This is a genomic window from Klebsiella sp. JN_Kp121, from assembly GCF_040062145.1.
Lineage (GTDB): Bacteria > Pseudomonadota > Gammaproteobacteria > Enterobacterales > Enterobacteriaceae > Klebsiella > Klebsiella aerogenes.
Genome location: NZ_JBEAHX010000026.1, coordinates 72,345 through 88,320 on the forward strand (window position 1 = coordinate 72,345; position 15,976 = coordinate 88,320).

18 protein-coding genes are annotated in these 15,976 nt (G+C 54.7%); 8 read left to right on the forward strand and 10 right to left on the reverse strand.

Annotated elements, in window-relative coordinates:
• The 4 genes from fliP (at position 1) to sra (ending at position 2,230) form a co-directional block, all read left to right on the forward strand.
• Positions 1-762, forward strand: coding sequence for a flagellar type III secretion system pore protein FliP (fliP, locus tag ABLU86_RS18070; protein WP_032714205.1), 762 nt, complete (start codon positions 1-3; stop codon positions 760-762).
• A 16-nt stretch (positions 763-778) separates the two neighbouring features.
• Complete coding sequence (gene fliQ, locus ABLU86_RS18075; protein WP_015367302.1) at positions 779-1,048, forward strand: flagellar biosynthesis protein FliQ; 270 nt, start codon at positions 779-781, stop codon at positions 1,046-1,048.
• Positions 1,049-1,050: 2 nt separating this feature from the next.
• Complete coding sequence (gene fliR / locus ABLU86_RS18080) at positions 1,051-1,833, forward strand: flagellar biosynthetic protein FliR (RefSeq protein ID WP_015367303.1); 783 nt, start codon at positions 1,051-1,053, stop codon at positions 1,831-1,833.
• Between the two features lie 262 nt (positions 1,834-2,095).
• Complete coding sequence (gene sra, locus ABLU86_RS18085; protein ID WP_015367304.1) at positions 2,096-2,230, forward strand: stationary-phase-induced ribosome-associated protein; 135 nt, start codon at positions 2,096-2,098, stop codon at positions 2,228-2,230.
• Between the two features lie 311 nt (positions 2,231-2,541).
• Here sra and ABLU86_RS18090 read toward each other — a convergent pair whose 3' ends face one another.
• Positions 2,542-3,432, reverse strand: a complete 891-nt coding sequence (locus tag ABLU86_RS18090) for a helix-turn-helix domain-containing protein (protein WP_045365521.1) — start codon at positions 3,430-3,432, stop codon at positions 2,542-2,544.
• Positions 3,433-3,532: 100 nt separating this feature from the next.
• On the opposite strand from ABLU86_RS18090, the gene ABLU86_RS18095 reads away from it, so the two are divergent.
• Positions 3,533-3,940, forward strand: coding sequence for an MAPEG family protein (locus ABLU86_RS18095; RefSeq protein ID WP_348796259.1), 408 nt, complete (start codon positions 3,533-3,535; stop codon positions 3,938-3,940).
• Between the two features lie 2 nt (positions 3,941-3,942).
• Here the strand turns inward: ABLU86_RS18095 and ABLU86_RS18100 are convergent, their stop codons facing one another.
• Positions 3,943-4,878, reverse strand: a complete 936-nt coding sequence (locus ABLU86_RS18100; protein ID WP_020079210.1) for a LysR family transcriptional regulator — start codon at positions 4,876-4,878, stop codon at positions 3,943-3,945.
• 92 nt (positions 4,879-4,970) lie between these two features.
• Here ABLU86_RS18100 and ABLU86_RS18105 point away from each other — a divergent pair, with 92 nt between their 5' ends.
• Positions 4,971-5,450, forward strand: a complete 480-nt coding sequence (locus ABLU86_RS18105) for a GNAT family N-acetyltransferase (RefSeq protein ID WP_015367308.1) — start codon at positions 4,971-4,973, stop codon at positions 5,448-5,450.
• Between the two features lie 79 nt (positions 5,451-5,529).
• On the opposite strand, the gene ABLU86_RS18110 is transcribed toward ABLU86_RS18105, so the two are convergent.
• Together ABLU86_RS18110 and ABLU86_RS18115 are read right to left on the reverse strand one after the other, a co-directional pair.
• Positions 5,530-6,477 carry a hydroxyacid dehydrogenase gene (locus ABLU86_RS18110; protein WP_348796260.1) on the reverse strand — a complete coding sequence of 316 codons (948 nt, stop codon included), beginning with the start codon at positions 6,475-6,477 and terminating at the stop codon, positions 5,530-5,532.
• On the reverse strand, positions 6,474-7,169 hold the full coding sequence (locus ABLU86_RS18115) for a diguanylate cyclase (RefSeq protein ID WP_015704944.1): 696 nt from the start codon (positions 7,167-7,169) through the stop codon (positions 6,474-6,476). Before ABLU86_RS18115 ends, ABLU86_RS18110 begins: the two co-directional genes overlap by 4 nt.
• 166 nt (positions 7,170-7,335) lie before the next feature.
• On the opposite strand from ABLU86_RS18115, the gene ABLU86_RS18120 reads away from it, so the two are divergent.
• Entirely contained in the window at positions 7,336-8,052 is a 717-nt protein-coding gene (locus tag ABLU86_RS18120; protein WP_015704943.1) for an IclR family transcriptional regulator, read from the forward strand.
• A 39-nt stretch (positions 8,053-8,091) separates the two neighbouring features.
• Here ABLU86_RS18120 and ABLU86_RS18125 read toward each other — a convergent pair whose 3' ends face one another.
• From ABLU86_RS18125 to ABLU86_RS18140, 4 genes are all read right to left on the reverse strand, one after another.
• Complete coding sequence (locus tag ABLU86_RS18125) at positions 8,092-9,426, reverse strand: MFS transporter (protein WP_032711338.1); 1,335 nt, start codon at positions 9,424-9,426, stop codon at positions 8,092-8,094.
• A 58-nt stretch (positions 9,427-9,484) separates the two neighbouring features.
• Complete coding sequence (locus tag ABLU86_RS18130; protein ID WP_015704942.1) at positions 9,485-10,753, reverse strand: MFS transporter; 1,269 nt, start codon at positions 10,751-10,753, stop codon at positions 9,485-9,487.
• Positions 10,743-11,798 carry an amidohydrolase family protein gene (locus ABLU86_RS18135; protein ID WP_020079213.1) on the reverse strand — a complete coding sequence of 352 codons (1,056 nt, stop codon included), beginning with the start codon at positions 11,796-11,798 and terminating at the stop codon, positions 10,743-10,745. The genes ABLU86_RS18130 and ABLU86_RS18135 overlap by 11 nt, the downstream gene beginning before the upstream one ends.
• A gap of 297 nt (positions 11,799-12,095) precedes the next feature.
• Positions 12,096-13,286 carry an MFS transporter gene (locus ABLU86_RS18140; RefSeq protein WP_348796261.1) on the reverse strand — a complete coding sequence of 397 codons (1,191 nt, stop codon included), beginning with the start codon at positions 13,284-13,286 and terminating at the stop codon, positions 12,096-12,098.
• Between the two features lie 170 nt (positions 13,287-13,456).
• Here ABLU86_RS18140 and ABLU86_RS18145 point away from each other — a divergent pair, with 170 nt between their 5' ends.
• Positions 13,457-14,338, forward strand: a complete 882-nt coding sequence (locus tag ABLU86_RS18145) for a LysR family transcriptional regulator (protein WP_045360141.1) — start codon at positions 13,457-13,459, stop codon at positions 14,336-14,338.
• Between the two features lie 81 nt (positions 14,339-14,419).
• Here the strand turns inward: ABLU86_RS18145 and ABLU86_RS18150 are convergent, their stop codons facing one another.
• On the reverse strand, positions 14,420-14,806 hold the full coding sequence (locus tag ABLU86_RS18150; RefSeq protein ID WP_047080229.1) for a VOC family protein: 387 nt from the start codon (positions 14,804-14,806) through the stop codon (positions 14,420-14,422).
• Between the two features lie 190 nt (positions 14,807-14,996).
• On the reverse strand, positions 14,997-15,956 hold the full coding sequence (gene flgL / locus ABLU86_RS18155) for a flagellar hook-associated protein FlgL (RefSeq protein ID WP_020079219.1): 960 nt from the start codon (positions 15,954-15,956) through the stop codon (positions 14,997-14,999).
• Positions 15,957-15,976 lie beyond the last annotated feature (20 nt).

The following is a 15,976-nucleotide window of genomic DNA, read 5'->3' on the forward strand; positions in this document are numbered from 1 at the left end:
ATGTTCCCTACTCTGTTCGCTTGCCTTCGCCGTCGGGCGCCGTGGCTCGCCGCCGCGTTACTGCTGCTGAGCCCTACCGCCTTCGCACAGCTGCCGGGGCTTATCAGTCAGCCGCTGGCTAACGGCGGCCAGAGCTGGTCGCTGCCGGTGCAGACGCTGGTGCTATTGACCTCGCTGACCTTCCTGCCGGCGATGCTGCTGATGATGACCAGTTTTACCCGCATTATCATCGTACTGGGTCTGCTGCGTAACGCGCTGGGCACGCCTTCCGCGCCGCCGAACCAGGTGATGCTCGGGCTGGCGCTGTTCCTGACCTTCTTTATCATGTCGCCGGTGTTCGACAAGGTCTATCAGGAGGCGTACCTGCCCTTCAGTCAGGACAAGATCGGCCTTGATACGGCGCTGGATAAAGGCGCGCAGCCGCTGCGCGAATTTATGCTACGCCAGACGCGCGAAAGCGACCTGGCGCTGTACGCTCGTCTGGCCAACCAGCCGCCGCTGGCCGGGCCGGAGGCGGTACCGATGCGTATTCTGCTGCCCGCTTACGTCACCAGCGAACTGAAAACCGCCTTCCAGATTGGTTTTACGGTGTTTATTCCGTTCCTGATTATCGATTTAGTGGTCGCCAGCGTGCTGATGGCGCTGGGGATGATGATGGTGCCGCCGGCGACGATCTCGCTGCCGTTTAAGTTAATGCTTTTTGTGCTGGTGGATGGCTGGCAGCTGCTGCTGGGCTCGCTGGCGCAGAGCTTCTATTCCTGAACCGCGGAGAACAATCATGACGCCGGAATCCGTGATGGCCATTGGCACCGAAGCGATGAAGGTCGCCCTGGCGCTGGCCGCCCCGCTGCTGCTGGCGGCGCTAATCAGCGGGCTGGTGGTCAGCCTGCTGCAGGCCGCCACCCAGATTAACGAGATGACCCTATCGTTCATCCCCAAAATTCTCGCGGTAGTGGCGACGATTATTATCGCCGGACCGTGGATGCTGAACCTGCTGCTGGACTATATGCGCACATTATTCAGCAACCTGCCTAATATTATCGGCTAGCCGTGATCCCCTTTGACAGCGCCCAGCTTAGCGAATGGCTCAGCCAGTATTTCTGGCCGCTGCTGCGTATTCTGGCCCTCATCAGCACCGCGCCGGTGTTGAGTGAAAAGCAGATAAGCAAAAAGGTAAAAATCGGCCTCGGCGGCCTGATTGCGATACTGATCGCCCCAACGCTGCCCGCCAACACGATCCCCATTATCTCTGCTGCCGGTTTATGGCTGGCGATTCAGCAGATCCTGATCGGCGCGGCGCTGGGGCTAACGATGCAGCTGGCTTTCGCCGCGGTACGCCTCGCCGGCGAAGTCATCGGCATGCAGATGGGGCTATCGTTCGCCACCTTCTTCGACCCCAGCGGCGGCCCCAATATGCCGGTGCTGGCGCGGCTGCTGAACCTGCTGGCAATGCTGCTGTTTTTAAGCTTTGACGGCCACCTGTGGCTGATCTCGCTGCTGGCCGACAGTTTCCATACCCTGCCGATCCAGAGCCAGCCGCTGAACGGCAACGGTTTCCTGGCGCTCGCCCAACTGGGTTCATTAATCTTTATCAACGGTATGATGCTGGCGTTACCGCTGATTTGTCTGTTGCTCACGCTCAATATCGCCCTGGGTCTGCTCAACCGTATGACGCCGCAGCTATCGGTATTCGTGATCGGTTTCCCGGTGACCATGACCTTTGGCATTATGACCCTCGGCATGATGATGCCGATGCTGGCCCCCTTCTGCGAACACCTGTTTGGCGAGATGTTCGATCGCCTGGCGGCCGTTATCGGCGGTATGACGTTTTAACCTTGCCGTTATTTCCCTCTTTTTCGCCGGACAAAATGGCAATAAAAACCGTTTACTGGGATAAAAGCCTGGAAAAACGTTTTTATTGCTACTAAGGTCCGAATGTTCATAGCGGCTTGAATTAAAAAATAGCCACCCTACAATAAAGCCTGAATTTAATTGTTAGTGAATTTTATTTTTTAGAAAAATTGAAACCTCGGGAAACGCAGAATATTTTCATGCGTGGGTTTAGTGCATCTTTAATAAAATAAGGAGCGACATCATGATTAAGGCGAAAGGTAACCGTATAGCGCGGCGCATATTAGGCCTGCCCCACTGGGAAAGTAACCGATTTAAAATCGTGCTGGCCGACACTGCAGCTGGCGGAAAATGGAAAGTGGTGAAGAAAAAGAAATAATCCTGACTGGCAATTGATCTATTCGCAACATAATTCCAAATTGCACAGTGCGGTAGCCCCGGTAAGCGCTAGCGCCACCGGGGATTTTGAGGCCACCCACACAGGCAGTTTCAGTTCGCAATGGTACGTTCCGTAGGTCGGGTAAGGCGTTAGCCGCTACCCGACAAAAATATTCCTGCCGGTTTCCATTCTAAATTTGACCATCAAAGATATAGATATTGCCTGATTCGGAAAAATAAAAGAGTTAATAATATAGTCAAGGAAAAACAACGCCTCTTTACTCTATAATTGCTTTCTTTAAACGAATACGCTCACACAGCATGACGCAGCGCCCGTATTCCCTTTCCAGTCTGACGACGCAGCAGCGCAAGCAGCGTTGACACCTCCGAATAACCCACGTCAGCGGTAATCGTCTCAATATCTTTCCCCTCGGCAAGCAGCTGCTTTACTCGTTCGACCCGCAATTGCTGAAAAAAAGCCAACGGTGATTTCCCCAGCGCGGCTTCCATTCTGCGCTGTAAGGTGCGCGGATGCACGTTAAGCGCACCGGCGGCCGCCTGCAGGGAAAATCCCTGCGCCAGATGCGCCCGCGACCAGTGCTCAAAGCGGTTGATCAGGTCATCGGCATGCTGAGGATAACCTGCCGGCAGGCGTGAAACCTGAGGATGGCGGATATCAGCCGCCATCGCTGTCGTCAGCAAATCCGCAAGCGGCGGGCTGCTCTGGCGAATCAGCCACAGCGCCAGCTCCACATGGCCCATCATAGCGCCGGGAAGCATTGGCGGGGCCGCATTGAGCCATGACGTTGTGGCGGCCTGCTCATTGAGCAAACGGCTATCAGCCAGGATGAAGGTATTTAAACAGGCAGCGGCAATTTTAACGCCGTGCTTCGCCATGTTTTGCAAAAACCGCTTAGCGGCAGCAATATCGTGCCAGCCATCCGGTGGCGATTGTCGTGCGTGAACGTTGATCGCCGGCACCACAATCCAGTCGGGATAATCCAAACCCGATGCCTGATGAGCAGGAATACTCAGCCCATGGGCTGATTTAACCTGCCCGGTCATTGCAATCATTTGCACATCAAAGCGAGAAATATTCATGCTCTGGCGTCGCGCCATATCATTGGCCGCGGCGAACGTATCCAGCAACGTCGCTAAGCCGGTGTCGAAAACGCCATCCAGAGCCAGAATATTTATCTTCATGTCGTTAATGGTATTGAAATTGTCATTTTTGCATATGGTTCTATTTTAACCTTAGCCATAGACTTTCCTCTATCGTTATTAATTACCAGAGCCAAATAACATGAAAAATAACCCTGAACTGCTTATCCTTACGTTAATTTGTCTGCTAACGGTTATGATGTGGATCCCCTATATTATTGCCAGAGCCACGCGTGCTAACGTCGCGCCCGCAGCGGGTAATGGCCATTCGCCATCAACCGATCCGACGCCCTGGGCGCAGCGTGCGCAAAAGGCGCACGCCAACGCGGTAGAAAACCTCGTTATTTTTGCCCCACTGGTTGTGGCCGCCGCGTTGCTAAACGTCAATAACGCCATAACGTTAATTGCGGCTACAATTTATTTGCTCGCGCGCATCGTCCATTATATTGCGTATACCGCCGGGATCCCCGTTATCCGGACTCTCGCCTTTCAGAGCGGTTTTGTCGCGACGGTTACTATTGCGATAGTTATTTTAAGTTCGGTTTTTTGAGGTTAAAAACTCCCGGCATTCTCTGCCAACGCCAGGCTTTGTAGCGCCGTCTTCAGCCATTTGGTTGCCCCTCGCTGCCCGCCGCGTTTATGGGAAAAGATCTTCACGGTGAACGGGCTGATGGCGAACGGCAAAGGAAAAATTGCGATCGGGGCGGCATGAAGGAACTTCTCGGCGGCATAACGAGGAATCGCCATTAACAGATCGCTTTGCGCCACAATAAACGGCGCGCTAAGCATTGAGGGGGTTTTGAGCGCTATCTGCCGGGTATAGCCTAATTCCTGCAGACGTAAATCCAACACCCCCTGCTTTTCGTTCCACGGCGTGACCACCAGATGGCGCGCGGCGAGATAATCCGCCAGCGTCAGCGCCGTGCGACGGGTATGGCTGATAACCACATACTCATCCTCAAACCAGTCAATTTCCTCGAGTTCATGATGACGAATATCTTCAGCGGTGCTGAAGCCCAGCGCCAGATCCACCTCCCCCGCCAGTAGCTCCGTCAGCGCCGGGCTATGTGGCAAATAACGGAGCTCAAAACGCAGACCCGGCGCTTCATGCTGCAGCTTTTGCATTAGCGCAGGGAAAATGCATAACGCGGTGAAATCGGTAATGGCTATCTGGATACGCTCTGTGCTGTCGGCGGCACTAAATTCTGGCTGTCGCGTGAGTTCCTGATTAAGCAATTTCAATACTGAAGCGATGGAGGGCGCGAGCTGCGTGGCATAGACGCTCGGGCACATCCGATGCCCTTCGCGAAAAAACAACGGATCGTTCAGCGCCACGCGCAGCCGCGACAGCGCGTGGCTCAACGCGGAGGTACTCATCGCCAGCTCATCGGCGGCGAGACGAACGGAACTGTGGCGATAGATGGCATCAAAAACAAGCAACAGATTGAGATCGAGGCGTCTGAGCGCCGGATGCATAATATTCATCATTGGGTGATTTCATTGCACTTAATTCTTCTGACAATACCCCCTATGCTTAGCGTCATCAATATCATTAACGTGTGAATACGACAGGAAAAATAATGAGTATTACGATTCGACAGGCCCGTCCGGACGATGCTTCTGCCATCTACAACATGATTTATGAGCTGGCGGTGTATGAAAAAGCCCCGCAGGAAGTGGTCACCACCCCCGACGAGATCCGCGAAACCTTATTTGGCGACGACAGTAAGACCGAAGCGCTGATCTGCGAAATTGACGGTAAAACGGCGGGCTATGCCGTGTTCTTCACCAGCTATTCAACCTGGCTCGGACGCAACGGTATTTATATGGAAGATTTGTATATCTCACCGGATTATCGCGGCCAGGGCGCGGGTCGAGCGCTGCTAAAAACCATTGCCCGGTATGCGGTTGCGCGCCGCTGCGGACGCCTTGAGTGGAGCGTGCTGGACTGGAACCAGCCGGCCATTGATTTTTACCTCAGTATTGGCGCCGCGGCGCAAAGCGAATGGATACGCTATCGCCTCGATGGCGAAGCGCTGGTTAATTTTGCGGAGCAATAACATTGGTTACAGCATCACTCAGCTTGCTCTTTGCAAAAAGCACAGCAGCCCCGAAAGAGCGGAGCTGCTGACAGGCAAGTTAGTACGCTGTTTCAGTCTGCGATGAATCCTGCACTACCTGTAGAATATTGGCCGCGGCGGCGGTACCCATTTTGACGTAAGAGGCGTCGCTTACGCCGCCAACGTGCGGAGACAGAATGACATTTTCGACCCGCTCCCAGATGTGCGGCGTAGTGAGTGGTTCGCTGTTAAAGCTATCAAGCGCCGCCCAGCGCAACGCCCCCCCTTTTAATGCCGCTGCCAGCGCTGCATCGTCGATTAATCCGCCCCGCGCGGTATTAACCAGGATGGCGCCGGGTTTACACTGTGCCAGCGTAACGGCATTTATCATTCCCCGATTTTGCGGCGTTAAGGGACAATGAATGGAGACAACATCAGCCTGCGCGAGAAGGTCTTCGAGTACATCAACACGTTCGCATCCGGGAGGAACCGTGGCGGCATAAGGATCGTAAGCCAACACCTTCATACCGAAGGCGCCGGCAATTTTCGCCACCCGACTGCCAATCGCCCCCAGACCAATCAGCCCCAGCGTTTTGCCTTCCAGTTCGAGCGATTTATGCGTCGATTTATCCCAGTGCCCTTCGCGCAGGCGGCGGTCAAGCGGAATGATTGACTTGGCACAGGCCAGAATTAATGCCCAGGCGTGTTCTGAAACCGCCGCGGCGTTAGCGCCTGTCGCCGCGCGAACCATGATGCCGCGCGCCGCCGCCGCTTCGACGTCAATGACATCAATGCCGCTGCCATGCTTGGAAATGACCTTCAACGCCGGAGCGGCATCCATCACAGATGCCGTAATCTTGCCATAGCGCACTAATATGGCGACCGGATTATGCTGCTGACATAATGCTATCAATTGGTTTTCTGTTGGTTGGCGGCCAGCAAACACGAGCTCATAATCTTCCAGCATGCCGAGCGCCGCTTCGGCCAAATCGCTGCCGGTTACCAGTACGACTTTTTTAGCGCTCATGGCAATGCCTCCCCTTCGCTCAGCATACCCGCCTGACGCAACGCATTCTCCAGCCAGTGTGGGCGAAGATCGCCATCGTGGATAGCCGACAGACGTTTGACTTCCCCTTCCAGTTTACCTTTCGCCAGCTCAATGATGGTGCCTACTTCATCGCGGGGGATAACCACCACGCCGTCAATATCCCCTACCACCAGGTCACCCGCCTGCACCGCGGCGCCCGCGACCGATATAGCATGATTGACCCGGCCTGGAATGAACTTGGTTGGACCACACGGATTAAGACCGGCTGCGAAAACAGGAAAGCTTTGTTTACTTAAGGTTTCAGCATCGCGAACCGCGCCGTCAATGATGATACCTGCGATGCCGCTGGCCTGCGCCTGCGTGGCCATGATCTCACCCAGTAAAGCGCAGGAGAGATCGCCCTTGCCGTCTATCACTAACACATCGCCAGGTTTGGCGACGGCCATCGCCGCGTGAATAGCCAGATTATCTCCCGGACGGACCTCTACGGTAATCGCCGGGCCGGCCACAGCCATGTTTGGCGCCAGTGGCTTGATACGGCCATGTAATGTGCCGCGGCGTCCGGCTACGTCGGCGAGAATCGCCGCCTGATATTCAGCGGCCTGACGGACCTCCTCCGCGCTAACGCGCTCAATATCCACATTGATTAATTTCTGTTGTGATGCAGGCATGGTTAGTCTCCATTTGTTTTACTATGTACAACACGGATGTACTATATAAAACAACTATACGAGCATTGCTTCTCTTTTCGCCAGCGCTGAGAGCGTGTTTGTGATGTAAACACGATGTTAATCACAAAATTCAGGTACAATTTTGTTCGGCCAAAAGGAGAAAATGATGGGGAATGAAGGCGTAATTGCCGTTGAAAAGGCGCTCGCTTTACTGGATTGCTTCCGGCCCGGTAATGACAGCCTGACGTTAACTGAGCTGGCCCAGCTTTCGGGATACCACAAAACCACCGTTTATCGCTTAATGAATTCGCTTGAGCGTATGAACTACATTATCCGGCATGATGATGGCACCTATACGCTCGGCCACCGTCTGCTCTATCTCGGCAAGCTTTATGAGCAATCATTTCAGCTTGCGAGAATTGTACAACCGGAATTGCAGGCGCTGTCTCAGGCCTCCAGTGAAAGCGCGAGCTGGTATGTGATAGAGGGCGGCCAACGCCTGTGTCTGTTCCGCGCCGAAGCGTCAGAGGGATTACGCCATAGCAACCTGCCCGGCAGTCAATTTCCACTGGATGGCTCCGCTATCAGCAAAGTTTTACGTCATTGGGGACTGGGTGAGGCGCTTTCGGAAGACGAAGAAACGCTGCCGTTCTATACCTCTGGCGCGCGCGATCCGCACACCGCGGCCTTCGCGATGCCGGTTTTTGGCGTCCACGATAACCCCATCGCGGCACTGGCGCTGACAGGACCGTCATCGCGTCTGACTGCGGACCGCAAAGAAAGCGGCCTCAGCCAGCTAATGCGCGAGACGGCCAACCGCCTGTCGATCAAGTTAGGAGCCAGTAAATCCTTCTGCGAAACGTTTTACGATATAAAAGAATAACGTATGTTGAAAAGGCGGGAAAAACCCCGCCTTTGCTTATTAATGGGTGACCGGTTTTTCCTGACCGGCAGGCTGCGAGTAACGGCGTCCCATGATCAGCACCGCGATACCGCCTGCCAGGCACAACCCAGCCAGTGGTAGCATCGCCAGCGTATGGCTTCCTGTCTGTTCGCTAATCACACCATAGGCATTCACCATCACCACTCCGCCAATCAGATTAGCTATCGCGCCGATTGCCGCCAGCCCCGCGGCGGCTGAGGTGCTGCTCATCCAGCCTGAGGCCAGCGCCCAGAATGGCCCCTTCGCCGAATAAGCGCCAATTAATATGGTACTGAGAATAACAATGGTAATCGGCAGCGAGAGATTGATGAACGCCGCGAACACGCCAGCCGCAATCATAAAGAGGGTGAGAGCCGTGTGCCAGCGACGTTCATTAGTGCGATCCGAACTCCGACCCCAGACAATCATCAGCACCGAGGCCAGGCCATAGGGGATAGCATTAAGCAGCCCGGTAGTCAGGTTATCAAGATGGAAAGACTTCAGTAGCTGTGGAGACCAGACGCTAAGCGTGGTGCCAGCAGACGACGCGCCGGCATAAATCAGCGCCATCAGCCAGATTTGGCGGTGCTTCAACAGCTGCCATGTGCTGATGTGGCCGATCTGTTTCTGCTGTTGACGCTCTGCCTGAAGGGTGTTTTCCAGCCACGCTTTCTGCCGCTCGTTCAACCAGCCAGCCTGATGTGGGCGGTCCCGCAGGATAAAAAATGCGGCTATCCCCAGCAGCACCGCAGGCAGCCCCTCAATAATGAATAACAGATGCCAGCCGCGCAGCCCAAACCAGCCATCCAGCGTCAGGATCAAACCTGAAAGCGGTGAACCGATAAAGTTAGCCAGCGGAATGGCCACCATAAAAGAGGCAATAATACGCGCCCGGTAACGCGAAGGGATCCACCAGGTAAGATAGAGCACCACGCCCGGGAAAAAGCCCGCTTCCGCCGCTCCCAGCAGAAAACGCACGATATAAAGGGAGGTTGTATTTTGCACCAACGCCATGCACATCGATACCACTCCCCAACTGATCATTATCCGCGGGAGCCACAATCGCGCGCCCACCTTCTGCATCGCCAGGTTGCTGGGTACCTCAAATATAAAGTAGGCGACAAAATATAAGCTGCTGGCGAAGCCAAAAGCCGCCTTGCTCAGGCCCAGATCTTCATTCATCTGTAGCGCAGCCATACCTATATTGCCCCGGTCAATAATCGAGACCAGATAGCTTACGACCAGAAAAGGCAGGATGCGCCAGATAACCCGCCGCATGGTCTCTTTTTCCAGCGCATCGTTGTCGATAGCGCTATTCGGTGATTGATCGGTCATTGTTTCCTCGCAGGGTTTCATTATGTTTATCAGGAAAACGATGTAGAGATATCATGCCTTACTTCAGCTTGACGCCTCTGGTTTCTGGCGCCAGCCACACCACCACCATTGCCGCCAGGAAGGCGACCACGGTAGTCGCCAGTCCCGCAGTGAAACCGCCGGCGCTGGCCACAGCGCCGATGAGCAGGGGCGCGATAAATCCGCCCAGCCGGCCTCCGTTGTAGGCGAGCCCCATCAGGAAGCCACGCGATGACGTGTCTCCGATGATTTCTGCAAGGAATGGTCCAGATCCGGCAAAAATCCCGTTAACACCAAAACCAGCCATGAAAATCGCCAGCATCAGAATGAAGGGTTGAGTGGTCACAAGGTAAAGCGCGACGGCAATGGCGCCCGTTAACAGATAAATCAGGAACATCGGACGGCGTCCCCATTTATCCGCCAGTACTGAAAAGACCAGAAAACCTGCGATCGCCCCGACCTGCAGCGCGAGCACAAATTTCAGGCTATGTAGAAAATCCAGATGTTTTACTTCTCGTAGATAGGTGGGTGTCCAGGTAAATACCCCCCAGAATAGATACTGAATAAAGAAGATAAAGACGAAAGCCAGCAGTAGGCCTTTCAGATTGTGTTTGCCCAGCTTCGAGGCAGGTTGAGTGCGCTTAGCTTTCCCCTGCTGTCGTGCAAGCCAAACCTGTGATTCCGGCGTGAACCAGGCCACCACGCTCATAATGAATACCGGCAGCGCGCCGATCATAAACAGATAGCGCCATGCGCCCTGCTCCAGGCCGCCGTTAACCGAGCTCACGATTGCCGTCAGGCTGATAGCCAGAATAGCGCCAACGGGTAAGCCCATTTGCATCAAAGCGCCGCCGCGCGCGCGCCGCTCTGGCCGCCAGGTTTCAGCAATCAGCGCCGCACCTGACGTCCACATTCCGCCCATACCCAGCGCACCGCAAAAACGCAAAAGTGCGAAATGCTGTTGATCGTGCGTAAAGGCTAACAGTCCGGAAAAGAGTGAATAGATGGCGATACAGGTCATGGCCGTTTTTACCCGACCAATTTTATCGGCGATAAAACCAAACAGGATCCCGCCGATGATCTGTCCACCGGCCGTGACGCTGATAAACAGTCCAAGTTCGCTTTTATTCACGCCAAACACCACTCCTAATACCGGCAATAATAATGAGAGTAGAAATGAGTCGTAGCTTTCAAATGCCCAGCCAAGGCCGCCAAGCGCCAGCGTTCGTTTCTCAGCCACGTGCTGAGGCAAAGCGTCAGGCGTCGCTTTAGTCGCAGTAAACTGCTTGAGCTCGCTTTTACTGGTCATTGATATTCTCCACAGAAGTTATCCGGTAGCAGGTTGCGGCAGTGCGCCAGAACAACTGCGCCTGTTCATCAGGGGAAGCCTGTTGCGCCAGGCGTTTGCAGGCGTTCCAGAAGACGCCGTAGCTGAACATGCCTTTGTCGACCGGAAAGTTACTCGCAAACATGCAGCGTTCCGCACCGAAAAGAGCAATGATGGTCTCAAACCACGGTTGCCATGCCTGTGCCAGCATTTGCGAATCCGGCGGCGTTTCTGCCGCTGCGAAGGGAAATCCCCTGACCGTCATACCAAATCCGCTAATTTTTACGCATACGTTCGGCAGTTCCGCCAGATGTCGCATACTGCTTCGCCACTGCTGAAACATGTCAGGATCTCTTTCTGAATAAGGCCCTACGCCGACAGGCCCGCCGCAGTGATCGAGCACAATCTGTAGCGTTGGTATTTGCCGCGCCAGCTCGGCAATTTCATCCAGTTGCGTGTGATAAACCCACACATCAAGCGACAATCCATTTTGTGCGAGGCAGGCAGCGCCCCGGCGGAACGGTTCGCTCAGGGCCAGTCCTGCCGGTGGTGTAACCGGGCTGGACGTGACCCGCGGATCCGGATGCCAGGCCAGTGGATTACGCATTCCGCGCAACCGCCCGCCTGATAAAGCCAGCGCACTCTCGATGGCAGGCTGCATCGCATCGCCCGCCAGCAAGCTCAGGCCGCCGATGATGGCTTCACATCCAAGAGCGTTTGCATAATGTCCGCTGGCGAACATCGCGGCTATCCCGCTGGCAAACTCAATTTCACCAAGCGGTTTCAACGTTTCCGGCCCGTGGCGACGCAGCATAGAGCGGCATTGCACGTAGACCGAGGAGAAAACGCGATGCCCTGAGGTCTGGATATCGTCGCTGAACTCATGGGTGAGATAGCGTCCGGTTTGCCGATCCCAGAGATGATGATGCGCATCAATAATGGGCAGCTCGGGTTGTAGTGGCGGCTCACGATGTAACGCAAGCCACTCGTTTCTGACCGCAAGATGCGGTGCGGTAACGATCTCCATGAACACCTCGCAATTGTTGTACTACGTACAACCGTGTTTTATTTTACAAAACTACTATAACGAGGCTGGCGTGTTTTTATCCAGTTAACGATTGGTTTAAATGATGTAAATAAGAGGTGAATCACAGATGTTTTAAAGTCGCTAAAGACGGAGAACGTTGAGAAAAAACAAAAACAATTTAATTTCAATAAGTTATAATGTTATGCCACTCATCGCAGCCAGGTATCTGGCAAACCTTACGTCTGCCAGACCCATTCACTCTGTCCATTTACGGATGACTATTCGATGAGTAAAGCGTTATATCGCCCTGGGGCTTTTCAGCTTCCAGACCAGCGCCATACCGCAGATCATCGCCACCGCCGCCAGTAACGGCAGTGACGAAAGGCCAAGCTTTGCCGATACCAGGCCGCCGACAAGCGCGCCAGTACCGATGGCGGCATTGAAAATGGCGACGTAGATCGCGGATGCCGGCTGCGTCGCCTCCCCTGCGCTACGCAACAGCCAGGTTTGCAAACCAACGAACACGATAGCCATGCCCGCGCCCCATACGCCGAGCAATACCGCGACGAACCAAACAGGAAGTGCTGACCCACCCCTGATACTCAGCATCCCCAGCGCGCCTGAGCTGAGCAGCAGTGATGTCATAATCAGCACTCGGATATGTCGATCGATGAGTTTGCCGGCGATGAGATTTCCCAGCAGCCCGGAAAGTCCTGACATCAATAACAGCGCGGAAATCGTTGATGTCGGTATACCACGGGTTTGCGTTAGCAACGGCTCAAGATAGGTGAAGGCAGCAAAATGCGCGGAAATAATGCAAGCTGTAGCGCCGAACAATGAAAGCAGTAGCGGATTTTTAACTATCCCAATGTAAACCTTCAGCCTCAACGGCTGCGGAGCCGCCAGCGTGGGAAGCGTCCAGAGCAAAGCCACGGCGGTGGCTAATGAGAGCAGTGAAATCGCACTGAATGCCTGTCGCCAGCCGACCATGTCGGCAATAAAGCTCGATAGCGGCACGCCCAGCACGCTGGCCGCCGAAACACCGGCGAAAATCACCGAGGTGGCCAGCCCCAGTTTATCAACCGGTACCAGTTGTACCGCCACGGTGCCTATTAGCGCCCAGAATGCGCCATGCGCCAGCGCCCCTGTCATCCGCGCCGTCATAAACGTCTGCATGGTGTGCGACTGCGTCGCCGCCAGACAAGAAAATGCGAGGATTAACATCAATACAATCAATAGCGCCTTCCGTGAAATCCGGGCGGGGATCGCGCCGGCCAGTAAAGCGGCCAGCGCGGCCACCCAGCCATAAGCGGTGACGGCAAGACCCGCTCCCGCCTGCGACTGATGCAAATCGTTCGCCAGCGCGCTGAGCATACCGACCGGCGCCAGTTCGCTGGTCACAATCGAAAATGCGCTGACTCCCAGCGCAGCTACGGCGAGCCATGCGCGCACTGGCGTCGGATTGGCCTGTAAAACGAGGTCGTTCATGTCTTCTGTATCCCTGAGTAAATGGCTAAAAAAGAGTTGGCTTGCCTGATACGGTTGAAGTTCCGCGTCGTTGCTTATTGCCTTCTCTTGAGGTGAAGTGCAGTATCATTCCAGGAGAAGTGATAAAACAGACATGAAAACGGAGAGCCGTTTTCCAAAAATGGAAAATAATGAAAGCAGATTTTAACTGGGATGATACGCGGATTTTTCTGGCTGTGGCCCGCTCAGGTACGCTAAGCGGCGCGGCAGAAACTATGGATATGGGCATCGCAACCCTGTCACGAAGACTCGACCGGCTGGAAAAATCATTGGCCGTCCCCCTTTTCAGCCGGCATCAAAGCGGCTACCGGCTAACGGATGATGGCGAGGCGCTGCTGGCGCGAGCAGAGGCGCTTGAGCATGCAGGGCTCGCTTTTGGCGAGACGGCGAGGCTGCAGGGGAACGTGGCCGGACTGGTCCGGCTGGCTACCTCGGACAACCTGGCGGCGCATTTTATTCTGCCTTCACTCAACGGCTTGATGGAAAAATATCCCGACCTGCGGGTCGAGGTGCTCAGCGGCGTGCAATCCGTCAACCTGCATCGACGGGATGCCGATTTAGCCATTCGAATGGTCAAACCGGAAAGCGGCAACCTGACGCTGAAGCGTCTCGGGAAGGTGGGGTTTGGTCTGTACAGCGCCGATACCGGACTAGCAGGCTCTACTGACGTCGCGTTCAACCATGCTCAGTACATTGGCTGGCCAGAATCACACCAGCATCTGCCCGCCGCGCGCTGGATAACTCGGACGCTTCGCGGCAGGCCGTGCCGGGTGGAAGCCAACACGCTGCTGGCGCAGCTGTCGGCGGTCTCAGCCGGCCTGGGGTTGGGCGTGTTGCCACACTTTATGGCGCGGAAAAATGGCCTGCAGTGCGTGAATGCGGATATCGGCGTCGACCAAACCCTATGGCTGGTGATGCATTCCGATTTAGCCCATTCGCGGCGCGTCAGAGTGGTGGCCGATCATTTAATTGCCCTGTTTGATGAGATTAAAGATCAGCTGACATCGCCATAACTTTGTAAGCGCTCGCCGCCAGATACAGCCCAGACAGCCATGGTCTGCGAAGGCAGTACCATGAAATTGAGGCGCAAGTCTTTATCCCCACGCCTTATTCTGGAGCACCACCCTATAGCCATCTGGATCAACGAACGTTTGGCCATTGATATCCCAATAAGGGTTAAAAGAACTCGTCATGCTGAAACCTGCTTCGCGCATTCTGGCGCAAGCATCTGACCACGCCTTCTTATCCGGATAATACAGCACGAGTAGATCCTCCTCCGTCTGCAAGGGTTGTACTGGATGATACTGGCACCAGGTGAATTCTATATGCCAGCTCAATTCCTCTCGCCCTAACATTATTCCATTAAAACCATCGTGATCGTTGAATTCAGCAATTTTGTGTAAGCCCAATCCCTGACAATACATCAAACAGGACCTTGCAAGATCGGTGACGGGTTTGGCGATACGCATATGAGTAAACATCCGGAATTCTCCTTGAGAGGATATGGTGTGAGGGTTGGGATCCGGTTTGAGTTTACACGCTATGATGTGGTGAATTTGTCGCTGAGAGCCCCCCACTTCCGCCTGATAAAAAAAGGGCACCTCACCCCGCGTACACAGAGAGAACGGGATGTGGTGCCAAGGTGCTAAATGAAAAAGTGGTTATTCGTGATTAGCGATTCATCTGAAACAGCGACATGCCCTGCATATCGCTGAAGGTTTTATAAGATGCCTGCAGCGCCGCCTGCTGCATAAAATAAGAAGAGATGGATTGCGCCAGGTCGGCATCGGTCAGGGCGCTCATCTGCAGCTGGTTGGTCATATCACGCTCTTTACCGATGCTATCGAGCTGATCCATTTCCTGCAGCTGGTTACCCAGCTCGGCGCGCACGCTCAATACCTTGTTGTAGGAGTTATCGAGGCCGCGGTTGGCCTTCGCCAGCGCATCGTTCACCTGCTGTTTGGTGGCGTCATCGGCCCCCTGCAGCGGCGTTTTCAACGCCTCCAGCGCAATATCGATACTGGCGAACACATCGGCGACCGGCGCGCTGCCGTCCGGCTCCGGCTTCGGATTGCTGGTCAGCGCCATAAATACCGAATTACCGGTATGGCCGATGGTCATCGTACGGTTGGCGTCAACCTTCTGTTCCACGGTTTTATTGCCGCCCTGATAGCTAATCTTGCCGTTAGTATCGACAAACGGCGGCTTATCATTCTCATAGCCGCCAAACAGGTAGCGTCCGTTGCCATCGGTACTGTTGGCCTGGTTGAGCAGTTGATCCTTCAGCCCCTGTAGCTGGGTCGCCAGCGAATCGCGGTCGTTATCGCTCTCGGTGCCGCCGGCATTAACGATCAGCGCCTTGATATCAGAAATCGTCGAGGTGGCTCCGGAAAGCACGGTCTCTTCCATCGATACGCTCTGGCGGGCGAAAGTGCGCGCCAGGGTGTACTGATTGTTCTCGGCCTGCGATTGCGACAGCATCACCGCCCGCGATGCCGCCAGCGGATCGTCGGAGGGATTAATCACCTTCTTGCCGGTTGAAAGCTGCTCGGCGGCCTTCATAAACAGCGACTGATTGCCGGTGATGCCGGTCATGTTCTGTTGGTACATCATGCTGGTGCTCATGCGCATGCTGTCAGTTCCTCAATACA

Excerpts from the sequence above, each read along its gene's own strand:
- ABLU86_RS18130 (WP_015704942.1), bottom strand. The coding sequence starts at position 10,753 with ATGACCAGTAAAAGCGAGCTCAAGCAGTTTACTGCGACTAAAGCGACG.
- fliP (WP_032714205.1), top strand. The coding sequence starts at position 1 with ATGTTCCCTACTCTGTTCGCTTGCCTTCGCCGTCGGGCGCCGTGGCTC.
- ABLU86_RS18150 (WP_047080229.1), bottom strand. The coding sequence starts at position 14,806 with ATGTTTACTCATATGCGTATCGCCAAACCCGTCACCGATCTTGCAAGG.
- ABLU86_RS18090 (WP_045365521.1), bottom strand. The coding sequence starts at position 3,432 with ATGAAGATAAATATTCTGGCTCTGGATGGCGTTTTCGACACCGGCTTA.
- ABLU86_RS18105 (WP_015367308.1), top strand. The coding sequence starts at position 4,971 with ATGAGTATTACGATTCGACAGGCCCGTCCGGACGATGCTTCTGCCATC.
- ABLU86_RS18110 (WP_348796260.1), bottom strand. The coding sequence starts at position 6,477 with ATGAGCGCTAAAAAAGTCGTACTGGTAACCGGCAGCGATTTGGCCGAA.
- ABLU86_RS18135 (WP_020079213.1), bottom strand. The coding sequence starts at position 11,798 with ATGGAGATCGTTACCGCACCGCATCTTGCGGTCAGAAACGAGTGGCTT.
- ABLU86_RS18145 (WP_045360141.1), top strand. The coding sequence starts at position 13,457 with ATGAAAGCAGATTTTAACTGGGATGATACGCGGATTTTTCTGGCTGTG.
- ABLU86_RS18140 (WP_348796261.1), bottom strand. The coding sequence starts at position 13,286 with ATGAACGACCTCGTTTTACAGGCCAATCCGACGCCAGTGCGCGCATGG.
- sra (WP_015367304.1), top strand. The coding sequence starts at position 2,096 with ATGATTAAGGCGAAAGGTAACCGTATAGCGCGGCGCATATTAGGCCTG.
- flgL (WP_020079219.1), bottom strand. The coding sequence starts at position 15,956 with ATGCGCATGAGCACCAGCATGATGTACCAACAGAACATGACCGGCATC.
- ABLU86_RS18120 (WP_015704943.1), top strand. The coding sequence starts at position 7,336 with ATGGGGAATGAAGGCGTAATTGCCGTTGAAAAGGCGCTCGCTTTACTG.
- ABLU86_RS18115 (WP_015704944.1), bottom strand. The coding sequence starts at position 7,169 with ATGCCTGCATCACAACAGAAATTAATCAATGTGGATATTGAGCGCGTT.
- ABLU86_RS18125 (WP_032711338.1), bottom strand. The coding sequence starts at position 9,426 with ATGACCGATCAATCACCGAATAGCGCTATCGACAACGATGCGCTGGAA.
- ABLU86_RS18100 (WP_020079210.1), bottom strand. The coding sequence starts at position 4,878 with ATGATGAATATTATGCATCCGGCGCTCAGACGCCTCGATCTCAATCTG.
- ABLU86_RS18095 (WP_348796259.1), top strand. The coding sequence starts at position 3,533 with ATGAAAAATAACCCTGAACTGCTTATCCTTACGTTAATTTGTCTGCTA.
- fliQ (WP_015367302.1), top strand. The coding sequence starts at position 779 with ATGACGCCGGAATCCGTGATGGCCATTGGCACCGAAGCGATGAAGGTC.